Raw genomic sequence first — 26,145 nt, 5'->3', positions numbered from 1 at the left:
TTCGGCCTTTTTATCTGTGATGAGTTAGGAGTTGGAGTTATCTTCTTCGTGTACATCATAAAGCACGCGCACAAGCAAATCTTGGCTGAAATTTCCGAATCTTTTACCAAAAATAGTGAGCCCTCCTTTGTTTTGCGATTGATCGGATACGGATAAACGCAGTGTAATATCGCTTTTGTAATCAAGTCCAATATCGTCTATTGTGACTTCTGATATACGACACCCGTCAATGAAGCTTCCATGTTGATTGATGCGAATTAACTTCAGCATGCCGTACTGATTCAAGTGTGGAGGCCACCAATCGGGATTGAGGACCCCCGGAACAGCTCCAAAATCGCCTGGGCTCGTCCAGTGACCGATGGCAATACCATTTACATGAAAACAAATATCAGACGGATAGTCCTCACAATAACACGGTGCTTCTGACCCCAGCTCTGCGGAAAATTGAATTTCGGTAAAGGATTGATTCGCTTTCAAGTAGTTAGGAATGCGGTATTCCAGAAAGCCTTCTGCCATCCAGATCATTTCAGAGTCCAGTCGCGCGGGATCTGCAAAATAGCGTGGGTCATCAAAATCGCCGATAATGCTGTCTTTGGTCACTAATCCACAAGTAGGAACTGCCTGGTAGTTACTATAATGACCGATGCGAATTTCTACCTCATACACATTTTTTTGTTCTCTGCTGCGCAGATCTACCATTAGCTTTTCCTTATTTAAATAGCACATTTTTCGGGTCCCGTGTTTACCGCTTACGGTATTGATTTCCACAAGTCCGCATTCTTCCAGTTTGCGAATATGCATCGTAATGGTGCCGTTACTTAAATTCAGCTTGCTCGCAATATCATTCATACTTTGTCCTTGAACAGCAAGTAATTCAAGAATTTGAATGCGGATTTCCGAGCCCAATGCTTTGAAAATATCTAACCCTGACATTAAGTTCTTAATATAAATCATAGCTATAGCCCATCCTTATCTATAAAAAGTGTGATGTAAGCGCTTATATTTTTACTTTGATTTATGTTAAAATAAAATCATAAAGAAGTAAACTGCTTTTATGTAAATTTTTTTTACTAAAAGAAGAAGAGAGGAAATCGCGTTCTAAAATAAAGCCTTTTTTATAAAATAGATCGCATTTAAGTTTTTTTTAATTAGATTTAATTAATAAAAATACTTAAATACGATTTAATTTCACTTTTTAAGTTACTCTAATCTATGTTTTATAATTATTTAAAAAGATTGAAAAATGCATTGACGAACCGTAGAATGGCGTGCTATATTTTATTTGTAAACGAATTCATTATTGATAAAGGTAAATGTTAATTATACGGTACATGAGAGGGATGATAATCACAGCGGCAATCAACAACGGGTTGTGTACCGCACAGTTAAAGATTAGGCCGAGTGGTATGAAGTTAATTTAACACTTAATGTATGCGGTTTCATTTTAATTTTAGGAGGGGTCGCGTTGACAAAGAAAAAAGGTTTTGCGCTAACAATGGTTGTTCTGTTGTTAATGGTTGCTGCACTGGCAGGCTGTAGTGGAGGAAGTTCCAGTAGCGATGGAAGCAAGGAATTGACTTTCATGTTCCGTGGAGGAACGGATGAGCAGAAGGCTTATAAGGATGTTATCAAAAAATTTGAAGAAGAACATCCTGGTGTGAAGGTTAAAATGGTTGTGACGGCAGCAGATCAATATGCTACAAAGCTTAGAGCTGCAATTACAGGTAATAATCTTCCAGATATCTTTTATTTTGCCCCTGGGGATTTGAAAGCTTATGTTAACAGTGGGGTGTTGAAGGATCTGACACCTTATATTGATAAGAGCAAGGATATAAATCTGGATAATATCTGGAAATACGGTGTGGATTTGTATCGCTATGACGGTAAAATGGCCGGTCAGGGAAATATTTACGGTATGCCGAAGGACTTGGGTCCATTCGCTTTGGGTTATAACAAAACCATGTTTGAAAAAGCAGGTGTTCCATTGCCTGACAAAGACAAACCATATACATGGGATGAGTTCATTAAGGTTAACCAAGAGCTGACCAAAGATACCAACGGTGACGGCAAGCCAGATCAATACGGAACAGGCTTTAACGTTCAGTGGGCATTGCAAGCCTTTGTATGGAGTAATGGTGCTGATTGGCTGGATGAGAGCAAAACCAAAGTAACAATTGATGATCCGAAATTTGCGGAAGCGCTTCAGTTCTTTGCTGATATGCAAAACAAATATAAAATTACACCTGGTATTGAACAATCACAAACATTGGACACATATCAACGCTGGATGAAGGGCGAAATGGCCTTCTTCCCAGTAGGTCCTTGGGATATGAGTACATTTGAAAAACTGCCATTCGAATATGATTTGTTGCCTTTCCCAACTGGATCGACTGGCAAACCGGCAACATGGATTGGTTCTCTGGGTATCGGCGTTTCCTCTAAAACAAAATATCCGGATGAAGCTGTAGAACTGGTTAACTATCTGACTACTTCCAAAGAAGGCATGAAGCAGCTCGTAGATGCCAAGGTACAAATTCCGAACCTGCTGGATATGGCTGATGAATGGGCCAAAGACACAAAAACAAAGCCTAACAACAAACAGGAATTTATTGATATCGTAAATGACTATGGACGCTCATTACCAGGTAACTATACGTATAACGCAGAATGGTACGATATTTTCTTCACAGATATTCAACCTGTGCTGGATGGCAAAATTACGGCAGCAGATTATGTGAAACAAGAACAACCGAAGATGCAGAAACTGCTGGATAAAGCGGTGGAGCAAGAGAAAAAATCACAGAAATAATGCGTAAATAGAGGAAAAAAGGATGATGTTAGTGGCTGAATATCATGCTGCTAACATCATCTTCATTCCAAATCAGAAACAGAGGTGAGCCCTGTGATAACCAAATCTAATCTCTACCGCAAAGAGAAGATATATGGATACTTATTTATTCTTCCGCCTATTCTCGGTCTGCTAATCTTTACGTTGTTCCCGTTTGTCTATTCGTTATACGGCTCTTTTACAGACTGGGACGGATTAGGACAAATGAACTTTATTGGGTTCGACAATTTTAAGGATTTATTTAGCGATGAACTCTTTTACAAATCGATGTACAATACTCTTTTCTTAATGTTGGGTATTCCAATCGGTCTTGTACTAGCTTTACTGCTGGCACTGGGGTTGAATCGCAAGATTCCAGGTACGACGACATTTCGTGTGATTTATTATATTCCGGTCATTTCTTCGTTGGCTGCTGTTTCTATTATGTGGAACTGGGCTTACAACGGAGATTATGGTTTGGTGAACCAATTCCTTGAACTGTTCGGTATTAAAGGACCTAACTGGCTGATGGATAAGGATACAGTCAAACCGGCCTTGATTCTCATGACTGTATGGAAAGGTCTCGGATATACAATGTTGCTGTATCTGGCTGCACTGCAAAGTGTATCTCGCTCTTATTATGAAGCAGCAGAGCTGGACGGAGCTAGCGGATTCCAAATGTTCCGCAATATTACATGGCCAATGGTGAAACCAGTAACCTTCTTCCTGGTCGTTACCAACATTATTGGTGGTTCGCAAATCTTTACTGAAATGAACATTATGACACCTACAGGGGGTCCGGAATATTCATCCGCCTCAATTGTCTTCTATATTTGGGATAAGGCATTTAAAAACCTGCAAATGGGATATGCCTCCGCGATGGCTATGATTCTCGGCATCTTCATTTTTATCGTAACTTTGATTCAATTTAAAATGAATGAAAAATCATCCTTTGATGGGGATTGATTTTCGCGGAAAGGAGTGAGGCTGATTATGTCCCATAGTCAAAAAACGAAAGTTACCAATATCATTATCTTTATTGTACTGGCGATTGGAGCGATTGCGATGATCGCGCCGTTGCTTTGGATGTTGTCCACTTCGGTAAAAGAAAAGCAGGATGTCTTTGCACTTCCACCAGTATGGATACCAGAGGTGTTTCAGTTCGGTAAGTACAAGGAAATTTGGGAAGCAGGTCCTCTGTTAAGTGGGATCAAGAACAGCGTGATTGTGGCTGTAAGTGTCACGGTTGTGGGTACCTTCACATCTAGTGTGGCCGCTTTTGCATTCGCAAAGCTGAGATTCCCTCATAAAAATAAACTGTTTTTGGCACTCATCGCATCCATGATGATTCCTTACCCAACAGTTATGATTCCACAGTTTATGATGTTCTCCAAACTTGGCTGGATAGATACGCTGTTGCCTCTGATCGTTCCCGGCTTGTTCGGTAATGTAGTTATGATCTTTTTTCTGCGGCAGTATTTGCTCAGTGTACCAGATGCTATTATCGAAGCTGCTAAAATTGACGGAAGCTCTTATTTCCGACTTTATTCGTCGATTACGTTCCCACTCATTAAGCCGGCAGTTGCTGCACAGCTGATCTTATGGTTTATGGGGATTTGGAACGATTACTTGGCACCGATTATTTACTTGAACTCACCAGAAACGCAGACATTGCAGCTGGTTATCGCGAATTTTAATGCGACTTACGCCATTCAGACAGACTATCCGCTTATTATGGCAGCTTCCATTATAGCCTTGTTACCTGTGTTGATTATATTCCTAATCTTCCAGAAACAAATTATTGAGTCGGTTGCCATTTCAGGTGTCAAGGGTTAATTAACACTCGCACTTGGACGATTTGGATGAATGATGGAACGCAGTCACCATATGTATTGAGCAAAGGAAGGAGGAGAATAACAGTTATGGTTATGCTGCTAATGCTGGGCCTATCCGGCTGTGGGGATAACACTCCGGACCCTGTATATCCGCAGGCTCCGCCTCCTGATCACTTGTATGATCAAAGCACGATAGACGATGAACAGCGCTGGACTATTAACAATGCTCATGACCCAGCAATTATCAAAACAGATCAGGGATATTATGTCTATTCGACGGATGTAAAGACAGGTGGAGAACTGAGGCCGGGTGTCATGGTGCGCAAATCGACCGACCTGATTCACTGGAACTGGGTTCAATATGCTTTACCCGGCATTCCAAAGGAAGCGGGGGCATGGTCATCAGCAACGAATCTGTGGGCCCCGGACGTCATAAAGATGGGCGATACCTATCGAATGTATTATTCTGCCTCTACATTTGGCAGCACACGATCAGCCATTGGGTTACAGACATCCCATTCCCCAGAAGGTCCTTGGAAGGATGAGGGACTGGTTGTTAAAACGGATGAGCATGACAAGCTGAATGCAATTGATGCTAATCCGGTATTGGATGCTGATGGAAATCCATGGATGGTGTACGGATCTTTTTTCGGCGGTATTTATATCACACCGCTTGATCCGCAGACTGGAAAGCTCAAAGAATCTGGTTATGGTAAAAATATCGCTGCCAGAGATCGGGCAACCGAGGACGGGGCTGTGGAAGGTCCGTACATTGTGTACAATCCTGTGTTCCGCAAATACTACTTGTTCGTCTCGTATGATTCTTTGTTCGAGGACTACAATGTTCGCGTAGCCCGCTCGGATTCCATCACAGGCCCGTACGTAGATATGAATGGACGTGATATGGCAGATACCAGTTATTTGCCTCAATATGAGATTGGGACCAAGGTACTGGGCGGTTATCGTTTCAGTGAAGGAGAAGGCTGGGTTGCGCCAGGTCATAATTCCGTACTGAAGGACGGAGACGATTACTATATTGTTCATCATGCGCGGGGAGAAACGGATAAGAGCTGGCCTTACTTGCATGTGCGCAAAATATTGTGGACGGCTGATGGCTGGCCTATCGTATCGCCGGAGCGGTATGCGGGCGAAAAGGAGCAGGATATACCCAAAAGATTATTATCCGGCAACTGGGAGCGCATCGTGATCAGGCAAGAAGTAGACGGTCAGGTGGAAGCTGAACCGCTTCGTCTGGAAGATGGAGGGCGGGCAACCAGTGGTTCTCTGGAAGGTCACTGGAGTTTTGATGGTAGACGTACTCTAACAATGAATTGGAGCAATGCGTCCGAAGGGTCAAAGGAGGAATTGCTATTGCTTCCTTCATGGGACTGGGAGCTCGGTCGTCATACTCTAATTTTCACGGGTATGAATGAAAAAGGAATTTCCATCTGGGGAAAACGTATCAGCGATTAATCCTATGAACTACATATTACACATAGAGGAGAGAAAAACCATGAATCAAACTGTATCCTTTAATAATCCGGTCATTGAGCAACGTGCAGACCCTTGGATTTACAAGCATAGTGATGGGTACTATTATTTTACCGGATCTGTGCCAGAGTATGACCGCATTGAGGTTCGGCGGGCACGTACTATTCAAGGCTTGAATACAGCAGAGCCAGTGGCAGTGTGGCATAAATATGAAACAGGTCCGTTAAGCGCGAACATTTGGGCACCGGAAATTCATTATATTAACGACAAATGGTACATTTATTTTGCAGCAGCTCGTACCACAGAAACGAAGGAAGGTCTGTTCGACCATCGGATGTTCGTGCTGGAAAATGATTCAGCTAATCCGCTGGAAGGCGAATGGGTGGAAAAGGGACAGATCAAAACTCGCTGGGAGACGTTTGCTCTCGATGCGACAACCTTCCAGCATAATGGCGTTTTATATTATGTATGGGCTCAGAAAGACCCGGACATCGTAGGCAACTCCAATCTGTATATTTCAGAAATGAGCAATCCTTGGACGCTGCGCGGTGAGCAGGTTATGATCTCTACACCAGAATATGACTGGGAAGTCATCGGTTTTAAGGTGAATGAAGGTGCAGCGGTTCTGAAACGGAACGGCCGAATTTTTATCAGCTATTCAGCTAGTGCTACGGACCACAATTATTGCATGGGCCTGCTAACGGCAGACGAGAATGCAAACTTACTTGACCCGAAATCGTGGGCAAAGTCTCCTGCGCCGGTATTCTGCACGAATGAGGAGACAGGTCAATTCGGACCTGGTCACAACAGTTTTACTGTTGCTGAGGATGGTAGTGACGTTATCGTATATCACGCCCGCAATTACAAGGAAATTACAGGTGACCCGCTGTATGATCCGAATCGTCATACACGTGTTCAGCCGTTGAACTGGAATGAGGATGGAACACCTAATTTTGGTATTCCAGTGCCAGATGGCGTTTCCGTTAATAACTAAGCAGAATATATGCTAGACGATTGACGTGTCACATAGCGACGCTATAACTTTATAAACATCGCAGGAAAATGATTTTGCTGCGTCTAACAATGGAAATGAGATATCTTCGGCCTTAGGCTGGAAGGTATCTTTTTGCTTTTGGGAGGGAGAAACGTCTCGGAAACTATGGGAACTTTAAATCAGGTTATGTGAAGCCTAGAACATGTCAAGCGATTAATTGATACAAATGTTTAATATTTTCCACGAGATGGAAGCTACAAATGTATGGTAAAGTGTAGGGTATACAAGATATTTTCCAAAGTCTCCTGTGCATACCGAATCCGAATCACACGAGGTGAGAAAAATGTTACAATCGTTAAAAGCCATTGCTAATTACAGGAAAGAAAGTGATCTGGCCTGGGATACACCGACTTGGCTAAAGCTGCTTGTGTCGGCTGAGGAGCGTATTGTAAATTTGGAGCGCATTCGATCCATAGGTGAGTTAAAGGATGCCAATCCTGTACTGGATTATGTGGAGCGCACGTTGCTTATTTTGGACGGACTTCCATTGTCATTCTGGGTTAAAGAGCTACTGGAGGATGTATTGGTATGGTCTGAGACAGCCAAAGGAGGCACAGTCCGCGAACGGCTACGCTGGCAGCATGAGGGCATTAATTTATTTGTACATAATATTGGCTCTTCCCAACTGTATGTCAGACAGGCTCAAGCAGAGTCCCCTGCCTACCCGCGCAACAGCATGACCCGAATTTTGATTGAGACGCATGGATTGATCGGACAGTATATACGGGGAGAAATACCCTTTGCAGAAAATCGACTGCTGCTCGAAATCACTCGTAAGGGCTGGCTGAGCTCGGAGGAATTGGAGCTTGTGTTACGAGCACTGAACGAATGCATTATCGCCGGTGTAGATCCTGCATTATGGGAACAAGTACGCGGTGAAGTGGAGCAGCTAATCGGCTGGATTGCCTGGGATAACGCACCTGTAGTCTGGAGTGTAAAGGAGCGACTGGAGAGATTGCGGTCGGTTTCGATTCATGAAGGTGAGCCGTTTGAGCAGGCTTACGCCGAGCTGGAGCGGGAGCTGAATGTAGAGAAGGCGCTGGCTCCGCTGGAGAATCGTACACTTTGGTATGTAGAATCAGCTTTGCAGGATTTTTCACTTCAAGAACTGGTTAAGGTATTTTTACTCACGTTGAGGGATGGCACAGGGCAGGAACAGCCTGCAACGGTACGGCATATCAGTTTTGAATCACTTATGAATACGATGTATTATGACTATCGTGGTGTTAAGAAAATTAACGTATACAAAAAACGAATGATAGAAAAATATTTAAGCGCACTGTCTTGGCAGGATATCACAAAAGGAAAACGGAAGCATAATCCTCATTTGAGTGTAATCGTGGAGCATAAGGAGGAGCTGCCAAGTACCGTGTTTTTTAATTTTGTATTTTCATCAGCTGCTGAAAAATTGATCGATTTTTGTATTGAGGCAGAAAAGACGCCTCTGTATGACAAAGCAGTCCTGCTGCTGTTTGATCTGTTCGGATTACGGCGCGATGCTTATGATCGCTTTCACAATGAGGAGACGTACCTTACAGATATGAACCAGACCGCAGATTTCAAAAGGGTCATTCTGGATTACGTGACTGGAACCCGTATACTGGATATCGGACCTGGCGGGGGCGTACTGCTGGACCTGATCGAGCAGGAAAGACCAGACTCCAAGCCGTTGGGTCTTGATATTTCTGTGAATGTGATTGAGGCTCTTAAACGTAAAAAGCAATTGGAGCACCGTCGTTGGGATGTCATCAAAGGTGATGCGCTTCGACTGGAAGAATTTGTGGAAACGGAGAGCATGGACACGGTTATTTTCTCTTCGATTCTTCACGAGCTGTATTCCTACATCGAACGAGATGGAAAAAGGTTCAATTCACAAACAGTGGAGGCTGCTTTGCAAAGCGCCTATCGTGTACTTGCACCCGGCGGACGCATTATCATTCGTGACGGTATTATGACCGAACCAGTAGAGCAGCGCAGACGCATTCGATTTTTGGAGTCGGACGGAATGGAATGGCTGATGCGGTATGCGCAGGATTTTGCAGGTCGCCCCATTGAAATAGAGCGTATAGGTGAGCATGAGGCTGTTTTGCCGGTAAATGATGCAATGGAATTTCTATATACCTATACATGGGGAGTGGAAGCCTATGTGCATGAAGTGCAGGAGCAGTTTGGTTATTTTACTCCGTCACAGTATGAAGAATGTATTCGTAACACACTTGGTTCACAAGCGATTATCCGGGTGAGTCGCCACTATTTGCAGGAGGGCTATGCCGAAGCGCTGTCCAGTCGTGTTGAGTTCATGGATGAGCAGGGACAGCCGGTTCCTTTGCCAGACAGTACCTGTCTGATCGTGATTGAGAAGCCAAATCCTAGGGATGAAGCAACTGAATGATTTTTAATTTGAACAAGAGAATGCCTTCTGAGGTGTGCCAAACGCACTGAGAAGGCATTTTTTTGAAAAACGAATGGAGGTGCGTTCATGTCCAAGCAGGTAGTGATATCCGAATATAATCCGCAGTGGGTAGCAGAGTATACACGAGAACGAGCAAAAATGATAGAGGCCCTCGGAGACGTATGTGTCGGCGTAGAGCATATTGGCAGTACATCCGTTCCTGGTTTGGGAGCCAAGGCTATTATCGACATTATGGTTGGAGTAGAAGATTTGGCGATTATTCAATCGGAACAGCGAGAGCGTTTACTAGGTATTGAATATGAATATGTACATAAGTCGGATTTTCCAGAGCGAGCTTTCTTTCGCCGTGGAGAATGGGGAGCTGGGACCCATCATTTGCATATTTACAAGTATAAAGGAGAACATTGGGAAAACCATTTATTGTTCAGAGATTACTTGAAAGCGCATCCTGAGAGCCTGCGAGCGTATGAGACTTTAAAAAAAGATTTGGCGCATCAATTCAAACATGACCGCGCAGCGTATACCGAAGCCAAGGGACCTTTCATTCGGCAGATCGTTGAGCAAGCGAAGCTTGAAAGACAAAAGCAGAGACAAATGAAATTTTAGTACGCATGGACAAGGTGGAGGAATGATGAAGATATGATGCTTGATGCACAGGTAACGCCGAATGGTTTAAAAGAGAGAATGATGCTGCTGTCAGCGCTGGATATTATATTGTCTCCGGAAGATTGGTTACGCACGTATCGTATGCAGTCTGAATGGTCTGGTGATGTGTGTCTGGGTGAGGTGAACAACGGCGCTGGAGATACGATTCATATGCTATGGACGCGTGGAGGTGTGTTGTTGAAGGGTTTTGACCACGAATCCCCTGTAAGTCCTCATGCAAGAGACGAATATGAGGTCTGGCCGGGCATGTACGACGGTGTGCCTGATGATATGATGGAGCTTTTGGAAGATGAAGCGCTGGAGAAAGAGGACGTTACCTTTTGTATGTGGAGGGAAGCGGGAGATAAGGAGTGGCGTATGGGCAACGCGAACTTTCCTGAGGGATATGACGATGGCTCATCCTTTTGCTGGGGAAAATTATAGTTACACCGGAGGAATATCAGGATTGGGCTGAAAGTTACTATGAGCTGCCGATTTCTCTAGGGGTGGTAAGCCAGATTTTCAACGGCGTTCCGATCACTGCCCAGATGGTCTCTGCGCTTCATCCACAGCGTAACGTTACGGAAGTGGTAAAGGAGCTAAAACAGCTTGGCATTCAGGTGCATGAAAGCTAAGAATGCAGATTTGTTTTTCTTGACAAGTTTTGTATATAATACAGGAGAAATGGCTGGGTTAATCACCTCGAATTAAAGGAGCTGTGTTGAAGATGTCCAAACGTTTGATTCCTTACATCACGCTGGATGGAAATGCACGAGAAGCAATCGAATTTTATGAAGAGGTATTGGATGCCCAACTGCTTTTTATTCAAACCTTTGGGGAAATGCCGGAAAACCCCGATCTTCCCATTCCCGCAGAGGTCAAGGAACGTGTGGGACATGCTACCCTTAAAGTAGGTGAGACAGAGCTCATGTTTTCTGATACCTTTCCCGGCTCACCGTTTAGCAGCGGGAATCAAGTGAGTATCTGTATTACAACCGATAGTGTGGAGCAAGCTAAAAAAATGTTTGATGCTTTACAGCAAGGAGGACAGGTGGGAATGCCTTTGCAGGAAACCCATTTTAGTCCAGCTTATGGGAATGTAACAGACAAGTTTGGTGTCACCTTTCAAATGTTCACAGAAGCTCGATCGTAGTAAATAGAAAACGGCCTGATTTTGCTACTTTAGCGATCTGGCCGTTTTTTTTTGCATGCATGCCCACGTTTGGTAAATACGTATACATACATAAAGCATGGGGAGTGTTCGGCTCTCTTTTTTCACGTATAGCTCAATTCCTAAAATAATAAATATTTTTATTATTGTTGAAATGGAAATAGAAATATATTATATTATGTTGTTAATGCACCAACGGGTGGGAGGACAGTCCATGAACAAAGAAGAACAGGTCATAATGGGTTTCAGGGACTTATATAACAAGATGGTTTGGCTCAATAAGGATAAGATGGAAGACAGTCTTAAGGGTTATAAGTCTTCTGAAGTACATTGCATGGAATATATTGAAAAAAATGTAGATTCCAACGTGACAACACTTGCGGAGTCCCTTTATATGACTAGCGGTGCCATAAGTAAAATAACTAAAAAGCTCATAAAAAAAGGCCTTATCGAAAGCTACCAGAAGCCGGATAACAAAAAAGAAATCTATTTTAGGCTTACTGAGCAAGGGAAAGTAATCTATAAAATCCATGAGGAACTGCACAAAGAGTTTCAAGAGCGGGATAAAGCCGTATTTGAGCAGGTAACTGATGAGCAATTTGACAGTATGCTTAGCTTCATAGATAAGTATAGCAGGCATTTGGATGCAGAAATAAAGAAAAAGGGTAACGATATTAAGTCGAAATAAAATTTGAATAATGAAAATCAAACCATAGGCAGCCGGGCTCTATTGAGAACGGACTGCTTTTTTGTTTCCTGGGAAGGGAAAGTATGATACGATAATTTTGTTTCCTGGGAAGAAAAATCGCGACTTTTGAGGGGAGAATTGGAGTGTTCAAATTTAGATCACATAATGAACAGACCACAGAACAAACCGTAGATAAACACGCTTTAATATTCGGCCTTATCTCTGTGTTTCTTTGCGGAATAGGCTTCAGTATCATAACACCTGTCGTCCCATTCTTAGTGCAGCCTTATACAAGCAGTCCGGAAGAACAAGCCATAGTTGTTACGCTACTGACCTCTGTTTATGCATTTTGCGTGTTTTTTGCGGCTCCCGTACTTGGAGCTTTGAGCGACAAATATGGTCGTCGTCCATTGCTCTTAATATGCCTTTTGGGTTCCGTAATCGGGTACTTAGTTTTTGGTATAGGAGGAGCTGTATGGGTACTATTTGCTGGACGCATCATGGAAGGTATAACAGGTGGGAGCATAAGCACGATCTTCGCATATTTTGCAGACATCATTCCTCCAGAACAGAGAACTAAATACTTTGGATGGGTGAGTGCGGTTGTAGGTGTCGGCACGGTCATTGGCCCAACCCTAGGAGGATTACTTGCCAAGTTTGGTTATTCTGTACCCATGTATTTTGGAGCAATAATCACTTTATTGAATGTTGTTTATGGATTCTTTTTTATGCCGGAGAGCCTTGACAAGAAACATAGACTGAAAGAGATCACCTTTGTAAAACTGAATCCATATACACAGCTTGCAAACGTACTTTCCATGAAAAACTTGAAAAGGCTACTTGTCTCAGCGTTCTTACTCTGGATACCCAACGGATCTTTACAGGCAGTTTTTTCACAATTTACAATGGATACCTTCGGTTGGAAGCCTGCATTAATCGGACTTATGTTTTCGATTATGGGATTCCAAGATATCATTTCACAAGGTTTCATCATGCCAAAGCTCTTGATAAAACTTAGTGATAAACAGATAGCAATTCTGGGAATGGTCTCGGAGATTATAGGCTATGGTCTCATTGCGCTATCTGCTTTGTTCTCATTCTATCCACTTATTATCGCTGGAATGTTTATATTTGGTTTTGGCGATTCGATCTTTGGACCTTCATTTAATGGGATGCTCTCCAAGTCTGTCAATTCTAGTGAACAAGGAAGGATTCAAGGAGGTAGTCAATCTATTCAGGCTTTAGCAAGAATGATTGGACCTATCATTGGAGGTCAAATCTATGTATCATTTGGTCATGCCGCACCCGCTTTTATGGGTATGATTCTTATAGCGGTGGCCATACCAGTTTTATATAAGAGAACGCATGCGAATATGTAAACTACCGCTCGAAGCTTTCCGGAACCACCTGCATAGCAGGTAGTTTTAAGAAAATAATAGGGTTTCAGAACTTAGGAATAAGTTCTGAAACCCTATTGTTTACAGTCTGAGCCATCCGCATGTGGATGGCTCTTTATAGTATCGCCTTGCTAAATTCATTTTACGTATGTGTACTTATACGCCAAAGTTAAAATCATCATCTGTCAGCGGTTCTACATTCATCGCCCGAACATAGCCGTTTCCTTTTTTAGAAAAGAAATCGTGCTGCTTGGTGTGGGTACTGATGCCGTTGAATACAATGGGATTGACTTCTTCTTCTTCAAAAAGTGGATCAAAGCCCAGGTTCATCATGGCCTTGTTGGCGTTATAGCGCAAGAAGACTTTAACATCGTCTACAAGTCCAATAGGGGCATAAATTTGCTCGGTATACTGTTCTTCATTATTATGCAAGTAGCGCAGCAAGCCTACCAGCGTCTGATAGAGATCGCGTTGTTCTTCCTCGTCCAGTTCTGCATAAATCTCCTGTGCCAATACACCTACGTAGACACCGTGTATACTTTCGTCCCGCAGGATCAGATCGATAATTTCCCCGCTGCATGTCAGCTTGCCCTGACCCGCCAGATAGAGAGGGTAGAAGAAGCCGCTATAAAACAAATAGCTTTCTAATAGCACCGACGCAGCCATCGCGAGATACAGGTCTTTCGGTGTATGAATGTTCATATAATACTGACGAATGGTTTCTGCTTTGGTTTGGAGATGGGGATTTTCTTCCACCCAGCGGAATACACCGTCAATTTCTTCCGTGGAAGCCAGGGTGGTAAAGATGCTACTGTACGATTTGGCATGAATTTGCTCCATCATCGCCATAAAGCTTAATACCGCTTTGCGTTGCAGTCCGTCTACATGCTCCATAATTTGCGGCATGCCCACACCGCCTTGAATGGTGTCTAGCAGAGTCAAGCCGCCCAGCACCTTCATGTAGGCTTCTTTTTCGATATCACTGAGGGTTACCCAGGACATTTTATCGTCAGACAGCGGAATTTCATCATCCGTCCAAAATTGCATAATATTCTGATTCCAGAACATCAGTGTGAAATCATCGTCCGAGCGGTTCCAGTTTACGGCTTGTATACCTGTCATTGTTAGCATTCTCCCTTCAGCTTGCGAGATTCCCTAGAAACACACGTGAGATGTTACCGGAGAGTCATCGTATGCTTGACATACGGAAGCTGTATCCGTGAGGGCTTTGTCCAATCCTGTAAAGGTCTGAACCACGCGCTGGATACAGCTTCTAATGCCAAGCATTCATATCTATTCAAAATCTAATTTTATTTTATAGCTTGTTACCATATATGCATTAGATGGAGCAAGTGAGGCACTCTTCCACAGACAGTTTTTTGGTACGTGTGTAGTATAACGATTTAAGTCCTTTATGTGCGGCGTACAGATAGCAACGTGCTAACTGACGCGTAGTCACGTCACTGTTCACATGAAGCACAGTCGAAATTCCTTGGTCCACGTGAGGCTGGATTTCAGCAATCAGATCAAGCACTTTGAATTGATCCATTTGATAAGCGGATTTGTAAAAGAATACATTATCCTTTTGCAAATACGGCATTGGATAGTAAGTTGTCGAATTCGCATAGGTACGAGTTTCAATCTGTTCGACAATCGGCATAACGCTGGACGTTGCATTTTGAATATACGAAATGCTGGCAGTGGGAGCAATCGCCATACGGTAGGCGTGATACAGACCGTTCTTCATGACGTCTGCTTTAAGTGTGTCCCAGTCTGCTTGAGTCGGAATATAAATATCCTTGAACAGTTCTTGCACACGTGCCGTTGTCGGACGATAATCTGTGTTCAGATATCGGTCAAAATATACACCTGTCGCATAATCCGATTCCTCAAATCCATAAAAGCTTTGTCCGGCTGCTTTTGCGATTTCCATACTCTTTTCGATGGAATGATAGTTCATCGTCATGAAGAAGGTACGGACAAAATCCTTCGCTTCATTGCTTTCATATGCAATCTTGTTCTTGGCAAGGTAGCCGTGCAGATTCATGACACCCAGACCAACGGAATGCATTTCACGGTTCGCTTTCGCAACACCTGGTGCATTAGCTACTTGGGTCATATCGCTGACCGAAGTGAGAGCAATCATACCCTCGTGAACGGACTCGCGGATTTTGCCGTGCTCCATCACATTTACAATGTTCAGGGAAGCCAGGTTACAGCTTACATCCCGGCGAATAATATCCTGTTGTCCATAATCGGCAATCTCAGAAGTTTCCTGTAGCTGGAAGATTTCCGTGCACAGGTTTGACATTTTGATTTGGCCCACGTTTTTAAGAGCATGCGCCTGATTTGCGTTACTCTTATTCATAATATATGGATAGCCAGACTCCAACTGAATCATGGCAATTTTCGTCAGCATATCACGTGCGCTCATTGCTATTTTTTTCTTCACTCGATCGTCAGCGAGCAGTGTATCGTACATTTCATCCAGATCCATGTCGTCCAAATGCGTTCCATAAGCCTTGAACACACTATAAGGTGCAAACACATGCAGCGGTTCATTATCTTGAGCCAGCTTGTAAAAGCGGTTGGGCACCAGCAATCCGATCGAAAGTGTCTTAAGGCGTACTCTTTCATCGGCATTAATTTTTTTACTATCCAGGAACTCCAGCACGTCCCATCCGAATATGTTGTAATAGGCAGCGCCAGAGCCTTTACGTTGACCCATTTGATCCGCGTAGGAGAAACCATCTTCCATCAGCTTCAGCACAGGCATAATGCCTTTTGCTGCGCCTTCTACACCTTTAATCGCCTCACCGCGTGACCGCAGCTTCGACAGGTTAACCGCGACACCGCCGCCAATTTTGGACAATTGCATGCAAGTGTTCAATACATAGTTGATTGAGTTCAAAGAGTCGTCCATTTCGAGCAAGAAGCAGGACACCAATTCCCCACGGCGGCTTTTGCCAGCGTTCAGGAAGGTTGGTGTAGCTGGCTGAAGACGTTGCTCCATCATCGAGCGGGACAACAGGCGGGCCGTATCGGCGTTGCCGCGTCCCAAATGCAGGGCCACAGCAGCCACCCGGTCAGGGTAGTGTTCCAGATAGACTTTACGGTCATTACTCTTCATTGCATAATCGGTATAAAACTTGGATGCTGCCATATAGGAAGGAAATTTAAAATTATAGCTATGAGTGATATGGAAAATATCGTTAATTTCATCAGCCGTATAGCTGTTATAGAAATTTTCGTAATAATCATTCTCAATCATATACAGCACTTGAGCAGCTGTGTCAGCAAACTTCAAACTCCGTTCTTGAACTTCCTTCATAAATTCTGCTACGGCCTCTTGGTCCTTTTCCAATTGGAAAAAGCCGTCTGTATCGCGTTTCATCAACATGTTGTTCAATTCAATATGCCGCAACTCGGCTCACCTCCTGTTTAAAACGCTCTACATCTCCGAACGTTCCAGATAATTCAAATTTGCTAATCACGGGGACATTATAATGGTCGGCAATCAAATCCGCACTTTTGGCAAATTTATCACCCCAGTTACGGTTGCCACTTGCAGCTACACCAACAAGGTTTTGTGCATTTTTTTTCAAAAATGAAGATACCCTCTCAGGTATCTGTCCAAACCCGGTTGTATATGTAATGAGTACGTAAGGTTCTTCTATAGTCATTTGTTCCTCAATCTGAACTGCCGGAAGCTTGAGCTTGTTTATAAATCTTTTTACATTGCCGGTCTTGGAATCATAAGCAATCAGCATGGTGTGCAACCTCCTTAACAATTAACGAAAAAAAGAAAACGGCATTGCCAAGAGACCCATCATAGCTGTAATCCCTTGCTGGCTGCGCCATTTAAGATTTTTGACTCTATATTTACATGTATTTTCATACCTTTATCTTCAAGATATCGGGCATAAATACGTTTTTTACACTATATTTAGAGTACATTCTCTATTTTATATCTATATATAGTTTTGTCAATCGGTCTAGAGAGGCTCAGAGGACCTAGATCCGGTGTAAGTCCAAGCAGGGTGCGGAAAAGAGCGAAAGAACTTTTTTTTCGTAAGTATGTTAAAAAAGTATTGGAGTTTTTGAGGCTGAGGATGTACCATTTGTCAATGGGAAATAGATTGGAAAATTTTCATTTTACTGTAGAAAGGATGAAGTGGATGGAAAGTGGTTTTTTTATGGAATTTCAATCGTTTAATATGATCTTTTTTATCGTGTTTGGACTTATTGCTATTGTAATTATTACGGGGATTGTGAAAACAATCGGAGCGGGCCTTTCCAATCAAGCAGCCGAACAGGTTCAACGTTCATGCAAGGTTGTGGATAAGCGAACGAGAGTGCGTGGGGGATCGGGCGATTTTTCAGCTTCGACCGATTACTATATCACCTTTGAGTTTGAAGGAGGTGAACGTAAGGAGCTGAAGGTAAAGGGTTCGGATTTTGGAATGATTGTGATCGGAGATCGCGGGAAGGTTCATTATAAAGGTACACGATTTTTGGAGTTTGTAAGAGTAGTGGAAGCGTAAGATTAACCGGAAAGCTAGTGTACTACCCGAAAATACATACTAGGAGGAAGATGACGATGCCACATATCATTGGAGCACGAATTGTTTTAAGAGAGTACCGTCAGGAGGATATACCTGATATCCGAAGATGGGTCAATGACCCGGAAATCACACATGGTTTAAGCGACGTATTTATCTATCCGCATTCACTGGCTAATAGTGAATCGTTTGTACAGATGATGATTGACGGCAACTCTGAGATCAAGGGCTTTATCATTGCTCATAAAGACACATTGGACTATATTGGACAACTCGATTTATTCAAAATCAACTGGGTGAATCGGCATGCCACCCTTGGGATTGTAATCGGGCGTGACGGTGACCTGGGCAAGGGCTATGGGTGGGAAGCAATCCGGCTGATACAAAAATTTGCGTTTCATTCGCTGAACCTGCATCGGCTGGAACTGGAGGTGTATGCGTTCAATGAACGTGCATATCGTTGCTATCTGGCATGTGGCTTCAAGGAGGAAGGGCGGCTACGGGAAAAGCTATTCAGGGAAGGACAGTACTATGACATTATTCAGATGGGAATGTTGCGAAGTGAATATGAGGCTGTAGAGCAAGCGAAGGAATCCTGAAAGTGCAGCCGCATAAGCTATTTTACTCCGTCAGCTTTCTGCAATTTTTTATGAGTGAAGTCACGGGGACTACGCTCATCCTATTTCTATTAGCTAAAGGACTTTCTCTGCAAAGTGCAAATTTCTTGCTGGTTGTATTCTTTGTAAGTATTTTTCTGTTTGAAATACCAACAGGAGCTATTGCAGACAAATATGGAAGAAAGATTTCTATTGTTATGGGGCTTTGTTGTTTTCTAGTCTACAGTATGTTGTTCGTTTGGGCAGATCTCATGTGGCTGCTTGTGTTCGCACAAGTCTTTGGGGGTCTGGCAATATGTTTGCAATCAGGCTCGTTGGAATCCTGGGTTGTGGAAAACAGCGATAAGCCGATGGAAGTTCTTTTTACAACCGCTAACAGTATACAGTACATTTTGGGATTTATTTGCGGTCTGTTGGGGGCCTTCCTCGCAACTTTTAACTATTCACTTCCCTGGGCAGCCAGCATTGTATCAATTATCCTGTGTATATTTCTATGCTGCTTTTATATGGGTGAGAAGAATATTCCCCATCGAAAAGCATCAACTACTCACATTAAAACGATTATCAGGGAAAGTGTCCGTATCGGTTTTGAAAATAAGTCGATCTGGATTGTGTTTATCATTGGTTTATTTATCAGCTTTTCAAACCCGGCGGGGAATACATTTCAACAGCCACGTCTGGTCGGTCTTTCTGAACAAGGGATTTGGATTATGGGATTGATCAAGGCAGGTTATTCACTATGTATGACTTTGGGAAGCTATCTGGTTCGAAAGCTAGGCGCCCGTTATAGTGATGTACATATACTCATGTATGCTTGCGGGATGATTGGGATATGGCTCATTTTAGCGGGTGCTTTCAACACGTTTTATCCTGTACTGCTTACCTTTTTAATCTATGAAATTGGGCGAGGGATGTATCCGGTTGCCAAACAAATTTTTCTGAACAAAAGGATCTCTAATGAGTATCGTTCAACACTGCTATCTCTGGATTCTGCCATTTCCCAACTAGGCATGTGTATAGGTTTAATCGTGACAGGCATCGTAAGCCGTAATTTTACCAATCTTGCTTCAGATCAAACACCTATTCAGATATCTTGGGTGCTGTGTGGCGGGATCGCATTGATCCCAATCTTTTTGTTGCTTTATGTCCATCGGGGGTCAAGGAAAAATAGTTCCTGGAAAGAAAAAGCAACAAAGCAGAATGTTTAGTGCAAAAAGGGCTAAACAGGTTCTAGCTGTCAGCCCCTATGCACCTTCATTAGCAATCAGACTTTACTTCTCCCCGTACCATAACTTCAGACGATTTTGGATCAGGCCAGTGAAGATTTCTTCAGCCTTTGGTACACCCGCCTGATCCAGCTCTTGGAGCATGCGGTCATACACGGCATCGAATTGATCTGGCTTGGCGAGTACGGCCTCAGGAATCCGTTTGCGTACAATGTCCTGCGACTTTTGATAAATAACATTGTAATTTGTATTGGTCGGAACAGGCATGTTGTAGGCGGCTCCCCACTCTTTTACCGGAAAATCCTTCTCGTTCGGGAACAGGTCTTTCCATGTCCGGGCTTTATATGCCTGAAGGGATTCTTTTTCCGCTTGACTATAATTTTCGGTAATCATCTCCGGATAATTGGTTGTGTAATAGTTGCCAGTAGGGTCCTTAACGCTATCGCCGTAATGTGGTCCCCATATCCAATACAAACCGATACCTGATTCTCTGCTAAAAGAAGCATTATCTTTGTTTTTGCGTTCTTGCACAGCCGCAGGAATGACTCGTTTGCCATTCTCTACATTGTAATGCTGGCCTTCAATTCCCCAATTACGTAAAATTTGTCCTTCGTCCGAGGCCAGGAAGTCCAGAAACTTGATCGCTCGCACCGGGTTTTTGCATGAAGTTGTGATGCCGATCCCGGACGCAGTATCGAACCCAATGGGCTGGAGGGAATGATCCTCGTATTGCTCATTTAAAGTGACTGGAAAGTGGGAGTAGGTGTATTCATCCTTACCTGCTGCCTTGAGCGCATTTTCGGCATCCTGGTAGTTCCATTCCTGATCAATCAGTCCAATGACACGACCTGCAGCGATTTTGGATTTGTACTGATCACTTTTTTGTACAAAAGTATCCTTATCCAACAGACCTTCATTGTACATATGGTTTAACCAACGGAAATACTCTCGCTCTTCTGGGCGTTTGTAGTGAAGAATGGCTTTGTGTGTTTTAGGATCAATATAATATTCGCCATCGTCTGGTCCACCTGTAGCCGTAACTGCCGGGTTTGTCACAGTAATCTGCATTTTCCAGTCCTCGGCATCGAGCGATAAGGGAATGGTGGGCTGGCCATTAGTAGTAGGGTATTTGGCGACATAATCTTTAAGTGCTTTTTCAAAATCTTGAACGGTGCGAATTTTGGGGTATCCGAGCTTCTTAAGGGCCTGATGCTGGATTTCGAAGCCTGCTTGTGCATCAAACGCGATGTGATCTACGCCCAGATTGGTCGGAATAGTGTAAATGGCGGGATCTTCACTACTATATTTAATACGGTTAAAATAATCTCCATACACTTTCTTAATGTTAGGACCGTATTTATCAATCAGGTCGGTTAAGTCAATGAGTGCTCCGGCATCGACCAGCTTTCCAATGTCTCCTTTGGGGTACACGAGATCAGGGTACTCTCCGCTAGCAGCCATTAAAGCAAACTTTTCCTCGCCTCGACCGTTGACAGCATGTTCGGCATTGAGTGTAACACCCGTTTTCTTGGTTATTTCCTGCCCGACAGCGTCCTTCATGTTGTTCCAGTTGGAGCTTGAGTCACCGCCAAAGAACGTAAATGTAATGGGACTGGTGTCATCGGGGTCTTCCTTTTCTGCCGTACCGCCTTTGCCATTCGCGCAGCCCGTTGTAACAAGCAGCAGCAAAGCCAGGAGCAGGATAGAGCATTGTTGTACCGACCTGTTCGTGAACATCTGCAAATCCCCCTTAATAAGTATGATTTACACAATGTAAGTGCTTTCAATAGTAAATTGTAGGAAATAAAGAACCTTACGTCAAGTTATTTATGTTTATTTGTTATGTGTTTTGTTTTTTATTAAGCAAACATATTTAAATGAAAGGTGTGGATTTGTGCAAATCCATCGTTTGATGATCTAAAACAAAGTATGCTACGATGGTACCAGTTTATAGGCATACCTGTATATTTAGAAGACTAAGGTAGAAAAAGATTTTGAATAGGGTTGGGTGAGGAGATGCGTGGAAAAGTAACATTACAGGAAATTGCGGATGCGGCGGGCGTTTCAAAGTTTGCTGTTTCGCGTGCACTGTCAGGCAAACCCGGTGTAAGTGAAGAGACAAGGGCGCTGCTGGTTAAGCTTGCTGCCCAGATGGGCTATTTTCGCAGTCATCCCAAAATGACTGGGGTAGAGCCTCGGGACACAGATGCCAGAGAATGGTCGGGTACGGTGCTGGTGTTATTTCCGAATATTCGACACCAGAATCGGGAGTCCAAGTACTGGGGACCTATATTTGAAGGGATTTCCGAGCGTCTGAACCGCAGGGGATTGGATATGATCACGCTAACGGAGCCTTCAACGGACGATATGTTTTCTTTACTGAACCCAGAGGCCATTAAAGGGATTATCACTGTAGGAACGATTTCAACTACGTTATTGCTGAACATTTATCGAATGGGTATTCCGGTTGTCATGGTGGATCATTGGGATTCTGCATTTTTAAGTGATGCGGTGTTTACGGATAATCGCACATGCATGAATGAATTAATGAAGGATTTGCTATGCAAGGGGTATGATCACTTTCAATTTGTGGGTCATATTGACGATGCTCACAGTTTCTATGAACGTTGGGAAGCTTTTCGGTCCACACTGGAAATGAGCGGAGTAGAATTACGGCAAAACAAAGCCCTTATTTATGGGGGAGCGCAGGCGCTTGCTGAGGAAATGGACAAGTTGCCCGAGGATGAGTTGCCAGAGGTTTTTGTTTGCGCTAATGATGTGACTGCTTCGCAAGTCGTGGAAGTGCTGAAAGGAAAGGGGATTGACGTGCCGAGGCGATGCGGGGTAACTGGGTTTGACGATACGAATGATCAAATGCCGATTTATGCCACGGTGAGAGTGGATAAGGAACTGTTGGGGATGCGGGCGGTAGACCAATTATTATGGCGCATCATGAACCCAAACTCGCCTGTGGAAAAAAAGTTGCTACACGCTGATCTACTCGTACGGGAAGTTCACGCGCCACGGATCAGCCAGGAAAATGATGATCGTGATCGTCCCTTTAGCACAATCAAATATAGTTGATGTCCGGATATGTGGGATGAATTCGATCCACAGTGAAGACGAGGGAAGTCGCTTTTAGCCTGTTTAGGGGTAAAGGGCGACTTTTATTTTGTGTTTTACCGATTGTTCCAAAAAAACAATTGACTGATTTGTTAGCTTGATGTTATTTTTGTTATGTTAATGAGTGATCCAGATGTTCCCAATCATCCTTATAGGAGGCTTGCGACGATGATTAATGTGATAGGGTTGGATGGCTGGAGGTTTAGGGAAGCACATTGTGATGAGTGGCTCAGTGCGAAAGTACCGGGCTGTGTGCATACCGATCTTTTGCGACATGGCAAAATTCCTGATCCTTTTATCGGTATGAACGAGATGGAGATACAGTGGATTGACAAGCAGGATTGGATATACGAAGCCTATTTTGAGATAGATGCAAATCAGTTTCAATGTCCATGTGTAGAGCTGGTGCTGGAAGGTCTGGACACCTACGCAGATGTAAGAGTGAATGGTCAAACTGTCTTATCGGCTGATAATATGTTTCGGGTATGGAGACAGGATGTGAAGGCATTTGTTCAGCAAGGGAAAAATCGGCTTGAAATCCATTTTCGCTCTCCGATTGCGGAAGATGTGCCTAAGCTGGAAAGGTTGGGCTATGGACTCCCCGCACCGAATGATCAGTCCGAGATAGGTGGCTTGTCCGATAAAAAAGTAAGCGTTTTCGCTCGTAAGGCTCCCTATCACTATGGTTGGGATTGGGGACCGAGGCTGGTGACGAGCGGGATCTGGAGAGAGGTCCGAATTGAAGCTTGGTCTGGTTTGGACGTAAGAGACTTGTTTATTCGACAGGACAAAGTGAGTACCGAGAGGGCTGAACTCACGGCAATGGTAGAGATTGAAAGTGCAGATGAGATTAGAGATGCCGAGTTGTGTATTTCTGCTGATGGCAGGGTGTGGTCCAAGCCGGTTCGTCTTCTGAAAGGAAAGCAAACAGTAGAGCTGGAGCTGGATATGAAGGATCCGAAGCTGTGGTGGTGTCGTGGGCTGGGAGAGCCGCATCAGTATACGTTTGTAGCCGAATTGAAGGAGCAGGCACAGGAAGCAGTAATTGCGGAAAAATCAGTGAAAACGGGACTACGATCGATTCGTCTAATACGTGAGCGGGATACGGCAGGGGAGAGCTTCTATTTTGAGCTGAATGGAATCCCCGTGTTTGTAAAGGGAGCGAACCATATTCCGAATGACAGCTTTGCTGCCGAAGTTACGTTGGAACGATACCGGCATGAAATTGCCAGTGCGGCCGCCTCACATATGAATATGTTACGGGTGTGGGGTGGCGGTATTTATGAAGAAGACGTATTTTATGACCTTTGTGATGAATACGGCTTGCTCGTATGGCAAGATTTTATGTTCGCATGCAGCATGTATCCGGGGGATCAGGCTTTTTTGGACAATGTAGCGCAGGAAGCCGAAGATAACATCAAGCGTTTGCGCCATCATCCTTGCATTGCGTTATGGTGCGGCAATAATGAGATTGATTCCGCATGGGCGCATTATGAAGAAAATGCAGGCTGGGGCTGGAAAAAGGCCTACACGCCTGAGCAACGAGAACGCCTATGGGAAGATTATGAAACGCTTTTCCACCGGATTTTACCGGAGGTGGTAAATGCCTGGACTCCGCAGACGGCATATTGGCCCTCCTCACCGCTAATTGATCTGACCGGAGATCGAAATCAGCATGCTCATCCGTCCTCCACAGCGGGAGACATCCATTATTGGGGAGTATGGCATGCGTCTGAGCCGTTTGAAAATTATCACGTACATGTGGGCCGTTTTATGAGTGAGTATGGCTTTCAGTCCTTTCCTGAATACAAGTCTGTTCGCGCTTATGCGGAAGAGAAGGATTTGGAACTGGAATCTGAGGTGATGCTGGCACATCAGAAGAACGGCTCGGGCAATCGGCTAATTCAAGAATACATGAGACGGTACATGCGGCAACCCAAGGATTTTCCATGTTTTCTGCTCATGAGCCAGGTTTTACAGGCAGAGGCGATGAAAATGGCCATAGAGGCCCATCGTCGTCACAAGCCCTATTGTATGGGGACATTATACTGGCAGATGAATGACTGCTGGCCCGTTGCTTCCTGGTCAAGTATGGACTATTTTGGTCGTTGGAAGGCGCTTCAATATACGGCTAAACGCAGCTTTGCCGATGTGCTGTTAAGTGCAGTAGATACGGAACAGGGGAGTAAAGAGCTGCATCTGGTTAACGATACGCTAGAACTGATAGCGGGTACGCTGCAGCTGACACTTTTGCATATCCGTGGCAGTCAGGCTATTCGTGAAGAGAACATTAAGGTAGAACAGCAAGCAGGCGGCGCAGGGATCGTACATATACTGCCTACCGACAAATGGCTGGATGGCCTGGATCGTACGGAGCATATGCTGGTCGCACGTCTGATACAAAACGGTGAACAGGTGGCCGCCAGCGAAATTTATTTTGCAGGTACGAAAGAGATGGATTTACCGCAGGCGAAAATTGAAGTGACGGAGATACCGGGAAGTGGAGGCAGTAGGTTCACGCTTTGCTCGGATGTACTTGCCAGACATGTGTGGCTGACCGCAGAGCAGGAGGGGATTTTCAGTGACAACCATCTGGATCTGGCTCCCGGAGTTCCTAAAACCGTGGAATTTCTGGCCTTGCGTAACGGTGCCTCCGCATTTGAGGTAGCAGCGCCAGGTGCATTGACGGTGCAATCATTGGTCAATTGGATACAAGGTTAGAGGACAGTTAAAGCTCATCCGCCTTGAAGTAGATGATGGACAATGAAGTTCCTCTTCATCCGGCCGGTTGGAGTATTAAAAAACATACGGCCGGCTGAGAGCATGTAGAGAAATCCGTGAGTAGTGTTTGAGCAGGGGGAGCTGAATTACAGCATTACCCGGGAAATGCTGCCTAAGATTGAGCCTATTGGAGGGCTCCTTTTGATCAGAAGATCCGCATTCGTATATCGCTTTACCTGTGAAATGAAGTCTGAAATACAGTAAGCATCTGTCTCCCAGGGACATAAGGTCAACCCCGGGAGAATAGATGCTTTTTTATCTTCATTTTATGCAGAGTGGAGCGCTTCCATTGAGCTTGAAGCCATTGTGGTGTAC

The 26,145-nt window shown here is 44.0% G+C and carries 22 protein-coding genes; 17 read left to right on the top strand and 5 right to left on the bottom strand.

Going from position 1 to position 26,145, the window contains the following annotated elements; translation table 11 throughout:
* Positions 1–24: 24 nt before the first annotated feature.
* Positions 25–954, bottom strand: coding sequence for an ArsR family transcriptional regulator (locus tag OIU26_RS15415; protein WP_264217314.1), 930 nt, complete (start codon positions 952–954; stop codon positions 25–27).
* Between the two features lie 511 nt (positions 955–1,465).
* Here OIU26_RS15415 and OIU26_RS15410 point away from each other — a divergent pair.
* From OIU26_RS15410 to OIU26_RS15355, 12 genes are all read left to right on the top strand, one after another.
* Positions 1,466–2,809, top strand: a complete 1,344-nt coding sequence (locus OIU26_RS15410; protein ID WP_013370547.1) for an ABC transporter substrate-binding protein — start codon at positions 1,466–1,468, stop codon at positions 2,807–2,809.
* A 93-nt stretch (positions 2,810–2,902) separates the two neighbouring features.
* Positions 2,903–3,793 (top strand): carbohydrate ABC transporter permease, encoded by an 891-nt coding sequence (locus OIU26_RS15405; protein ID WP_013370548.1) that lies wholly within the window; start codon positions 2,903–2,905, stop codon positions 3,791–3,793.
* A 27-nt stretch (positions 3,794–3,820) separates the two neighbouring features.
* Positions 3,821–4,663: a carbohydrate ABC transporter permease gene (locus OIU26_RS15400; RefSeq protein ID WP_013370549.1), complete on the top strand. Its 843-nt coding sequence runs from the start codon at positions 3,821–3,823 to the stop codon at positions 4,661–4,663.
* Positions 4,664–4,749: 86 nt separating this feature from the next.
* Positions 4,750–6,135 carry an arabinan endo-1,5-alpha-L-arabinosidase gene (locus tag OIU26_RS15395; protein WP_264217313.1) on the top strand — a complete coding sequence of 462 codons (1,386 nt, stop codon included), beginning with the start codon at positions 4,750–4,752 and terminating at the stop codon, positions 6,133–6,135.
* 40 nt (positions 6,136–6,175) lie between these two features.
* Positions 6,176–7,147 (top strand): glycoside hydrolase family 43 protein, encoded by a 972-nt coding sequence (locus OIU26_RS15390; protein WP_013370551.1) that lies wholly within the window; start codon positions 6,176–6,178, stop codon positions 7,145–7,147.
* Positions 7,148–7,490: 343 nt separating this feature from the next.
* Positions 7,491–9,599, top strand: coding sequence for a class I SAM-dependent methyltransferase (locus tag OIU26_RS15385; protein ID WP_264217312.1), 2,109 nt, complete (start codon positions 7,491–7,493; stop codon positions 9,597–9,599).
* A gap of 87 nt (positions 9,600–9,686) precedes the next feature.
* Positions 9,687–10,226: a GrpB family protein gene (locus tag OIU26_RS15380; RefSeq protein ID WP_264217311.1), complete on the top strand. Its 540-nt coding sequence runs from the start codon at positions 9,687–9,689 to the stop codon at positions 10,224–10,226.
* 33 nt (positions 10,227–10,259) lie between these two features.
* On the top strand, positions 10,260–10,709 hold the full coding sequence (locus OIU26_RS15375; RefSeq protein ID WP_264217310.1) for a hypothetical protein: 450 nt from the start codon (positions 10,260–10,262) through the stop codon (positions 10,707–10,709).
* Positions 10,691–10,900, top strand: a complete 210-nt coding sequence (locus OIU26_RS15370) for a hypothetical protein (RefSeq protein ID WP_264217309.1) — start codon at positions 10,691–10,693, stop codon at positions 10,898–10,900. The genes OIU26_RS15375 and OIU26_RS15370 overlap by 19 nt, the downstream gene beginning before the upstream one ends.
* 92 nt (positions 10,901–10,992) lie before the next feature.
* On the top strand, positions 10,993–11,418 hold the full coding sequence (locus OIU26_RS15365) for a VOC family protein (protein WP_264217308.1): 426 nt from the start codon (positions 10,993–10,995) through the stop codon (positions 11,416–11,418).
* Between the two features lie 232 nt (positions 11,419–11,650).
* On the top strand, positions 11,651–12,124 hold the full coding sequence (locus OIU26_RS15360) for a MarR family transcriptional regulator (protein WP_013370556.1): 474 nt from the start codon (positions 11,651–11,653) through the stop codon (positions 12,122–12,124).
* A 143-nt stretch (positions 12,125–12,267) separates the two neighbouring features.
* On the top strand, positions 12,268–13,503 hold the full coding sequence (locus OIU26_RS15355; RefSeq protein ID WP_264217307.1) for an MFS transporter: 1,236 nt from the start codon (positions 12,268–12,270) through the stop codon (positions 13,501–13,503).
* Positions 13,504–13,677: 174 nt separating this feature from the next.
* Here the strand turns inward: OIU26_RS15355 and nrdF are convergent, their stop codons facing one another.
* From nrdF to nrdI, 3 genes are all read right to left on the bottom strand, one after another.
* The gene (gene nrdF / locus OIU26_RS15350; protein WP_013370558.1) at positions 13,678–14,643 is read right to left on the bottom strand and encodes a class 1b ribonucleoside-diphosphate reductase subunit beta; all 966 of its coding nucleotides are present in this window, start codon (positions 14,641–14,643) and stop codon (positions 13,678–13,680) included.
* Between the two features lie 217 nt (positions 14,644–14,860).
* Positions 14,861–16,945: a class 1b ribonucleoside-diphosphate reductase subunit alpha gene (gene nrdE / locus OIU26_RS15345; RefSeq protein ID WP_013370559.1), complete on the bottom strand. Its 2,085-nt coding sequence runs from the start codon at positions 16,943–16,945 to the stop codon at positions 14,861–14,863.
* The gene (gene nrdI / locus OIU26_RS15340) at positions 16,932–17,291 is read right to left on the bottom strand and encodes a class Ib ribonucleoside-diphosphate reductase assembly flavoprotein NrdI (RefSeq protein ID WP_013370560.1); all 360 of its coding nucleotides are present in this window, start codon (positions 17,289–17,291) and stop codon (positions 16,932–16,934) included. The genes nrdE and nrdI overlap by 14 nt, the downstream gene beginning before the upstream one ends.
* Positions 17,292–17,699: 408 nt before the next feature.
* On the opposite strand from nrdI, the gene OIU26_RS15335 reads away from it, so the two are divergent.
* Genes OIU26_RS15335 through OIU26_RS15325 form a run of 3 tightly spaced genes read left to right on the top strand, consistent with a single transcriptional unit; the run spans position 17,700 to position 19,908 of the window.
* Complete coding sequence (locus OIU26_RS15335; RefSeq protein WP_264217400.1) at positions 17,700–18,065, top strand: DUF2500 domain-containing protein; 366 nt, start codon at positions 17,700–17,702, stop codon at positions 18,063–18,065.
* A gap of 56 nt (positions 18,066–18,121) precedes the next feature.
* Positions 18,122–18,682, top strand: coding sequence for a GNAT family N-acetyltransferase (locus OIU26_RS15330; protein ID WP_264217306.1), 561 nt, complete (start codon positions 18,122–18,124; stop codon positions 18,680–18,682).
* Between the two features lie 2 nt (positions 18,683–18,684).
* Positions 18,685–19,908, top strand: a complete 1,224-nt coding sequence (locus OIU26_RS15325; RefSeq protein ID WP_264217305.1) for an MFS transporter — start codon at positions 18,685–18,687, stop codon at positions 19,906–19,908.
* Between the two features lie 63 nt (positions 19,909–19,971).
* Here the strand turns inward: OIU26_RS15325 and OIU26_RS15320 are convergent, their stop codons facing one another.
* Positions 19,972–21,663, bottom strand: a complete 1,692-nt coding sequence (locus OIU26_RS15320; RefSeq protein ID WP_264217304.1) for an ABC transporter substrate-binding protein — start codon at positions 21,661–21,663, stop codon at positions 19,972–19,974.
* A 279-nt stretch (positions 21,664–21,942) separates the two neighbouring features.
* Between OIU26_RS15320 and OIU26_RS15315 the strand changes: the two genes are divergently transcribed.
* Both OIU26_RS15315 and OIU26_RS15310 read left to right on the top strand, forming a co-directional pair.
* Positions 21,943–23,010, top strand: coding sequence for a LacI family DNA-binding transcriptional regulator (locus tag OIU26_RS15315; RefSeq protein ID WP_264217303.1), 1,068 nt, complete (start codon positions 21,943–21,945; stop codon positions 23,008–23,010).
* A 207-nt stretch (positions 23,011–23,217) separates the two neighbouring features.
* A complete protein-coding gene (locus OIU26_RS15310; RefSeq protein WP_264217302.1) occupies positions 23,218–25,770 on the top strand; it encodes a glycosyl hydrolase 2 galactose-binding domain-containing protein in 2,553 nt (850 codons plus the stop codon).
* Positions 25,771–26,145 lie beyond the last annotated feature (375 nt).

It is taken from the genome of Paenibacillus sp. BT-177 (assembly GCF_025846815.2).
Taxonomy (GTDB): Bacteria; Bacillota; Bacilli; order Paenibacillales; family Paenibacillaceae; genus Paenibacillus; species Paenibacillus polymyxa_C.
This window is presented reverse-complemented; position numbering and strand designations above follow the sequence as displayed.

Excerpts from the sequence above, each read along its gene's own strand:
- OIU26_RS15415 (WP_264217314.1), bottom strand. The coding sequence starts at position 954 with ATGATTTATATTAAGAACTTAATGTCAGGGTTAGATATTTTCAAAGCA.
- OIU26_RS15400 (WP_013370549.1), top strand. The coding sequence starts at position 3,821 with ATGTCCCATAGTCAAAAAACGAAAGTTACCAATATCATTATCTTTATT.
- OIU26_RS15395 (WP_264217313.1), top strand. The coding sequence starts at position 4,750 with ATGGTTATGCTGCTAATGCTGGGCCTATCCGGCTGTGGGGATAACACT.
- OIU26_RS15390 (WP_013370551.1), top strand. The coding sequence starts at position 6,176 with ATGAATCAAACTGTATCCTTTAATAATCCGGTCATTGAGCAACGTGCA.
- OIU26_RS15385 (WP_264217312.1), top strand. The coding sequence starts at position 7,491 with ATGTTACAATCGTTAAAAGCCATTGCTAATTACAGGAAAGAAAGTGAT.
- OIU26_RS15380 (WP_264217311.1), top strand. The coding sequence starts at position 9,687 with ATGTCCAAGCAGGTAGTGATATCCGAATATAATCCGCAGTGGGTAGCA.
- OIU26_RS15375 (WP_264217310.1), top strand. The coding sequence starts at position 10,260 with ATGATGCTTGATGCACAGGTAACGCCGAATGGTTTAAAAGAGAGAATG.
- OIU26_RS15365 (WP_264217308.1), top strand. The coding sequence starts at position 10,993 with ATGTCCAAACGTTTGATTCCTTACATCACGCTGGATGGAAATGCACGA.
- OIU26_RS15360 (WP_013370556.1), top strand. The coding sequence starts at position 11,651 with ATGAACAAAGAAGAACAGGTCATAATGGGTTTCAGGGACTTATATAAC.
- nrdF (WP_013370558.1), bottom strand. The coding sequence starts at position 14,643 with ATGACAGGTATACAAGCCGTAAACTGGAACCGCTCGGACGATGATTTC.
- nrdI (WP_013370560.1), bottom strand. The coding sequence starts at position 17,291 with ATGCTGATTGCTTATGATTCCAAGACCGGCAATGTAAAAAGATTTATA.
- OIU26_RS15335 (WP_264217400.1), top strand. The coding sequence starts at position 17,700 with ATGGAAAGTGGTTTTTTTATGGAATTTCAATCGTTTAATATGATCTTT.
- OIU26_RS15330 (WP_264217306.1), top strand. The coding sequence starts at position 18,122 with ATGCCACATATCATTGGAGCACGAATTGTTTTAAGAGAGTACCGTCAG.
- OIU26_RS15320 (WP_264217304.1), bottom strand. The coding sequence starts at position 21,663 with ATGTTCACGAACAGGTCGGTACAACAATGCTCTATCCTGCTCCTGGCT.
- OIU26_RS15315 (WP_264217303.1), top strand. The coding sequence starts at position 21,943 with ATGCGTGGAAAAGTAACATTACAGGAAATTGCGGATGCGGCGGGCGTT.
- OIU26_RS15310 (WP_264217302.1), top strand. The coding sequence starts at position 23,218 with ATGATTAATGTGATAGGGTTGGATGGCTGGAGGTTTAGGGAAGCACAT.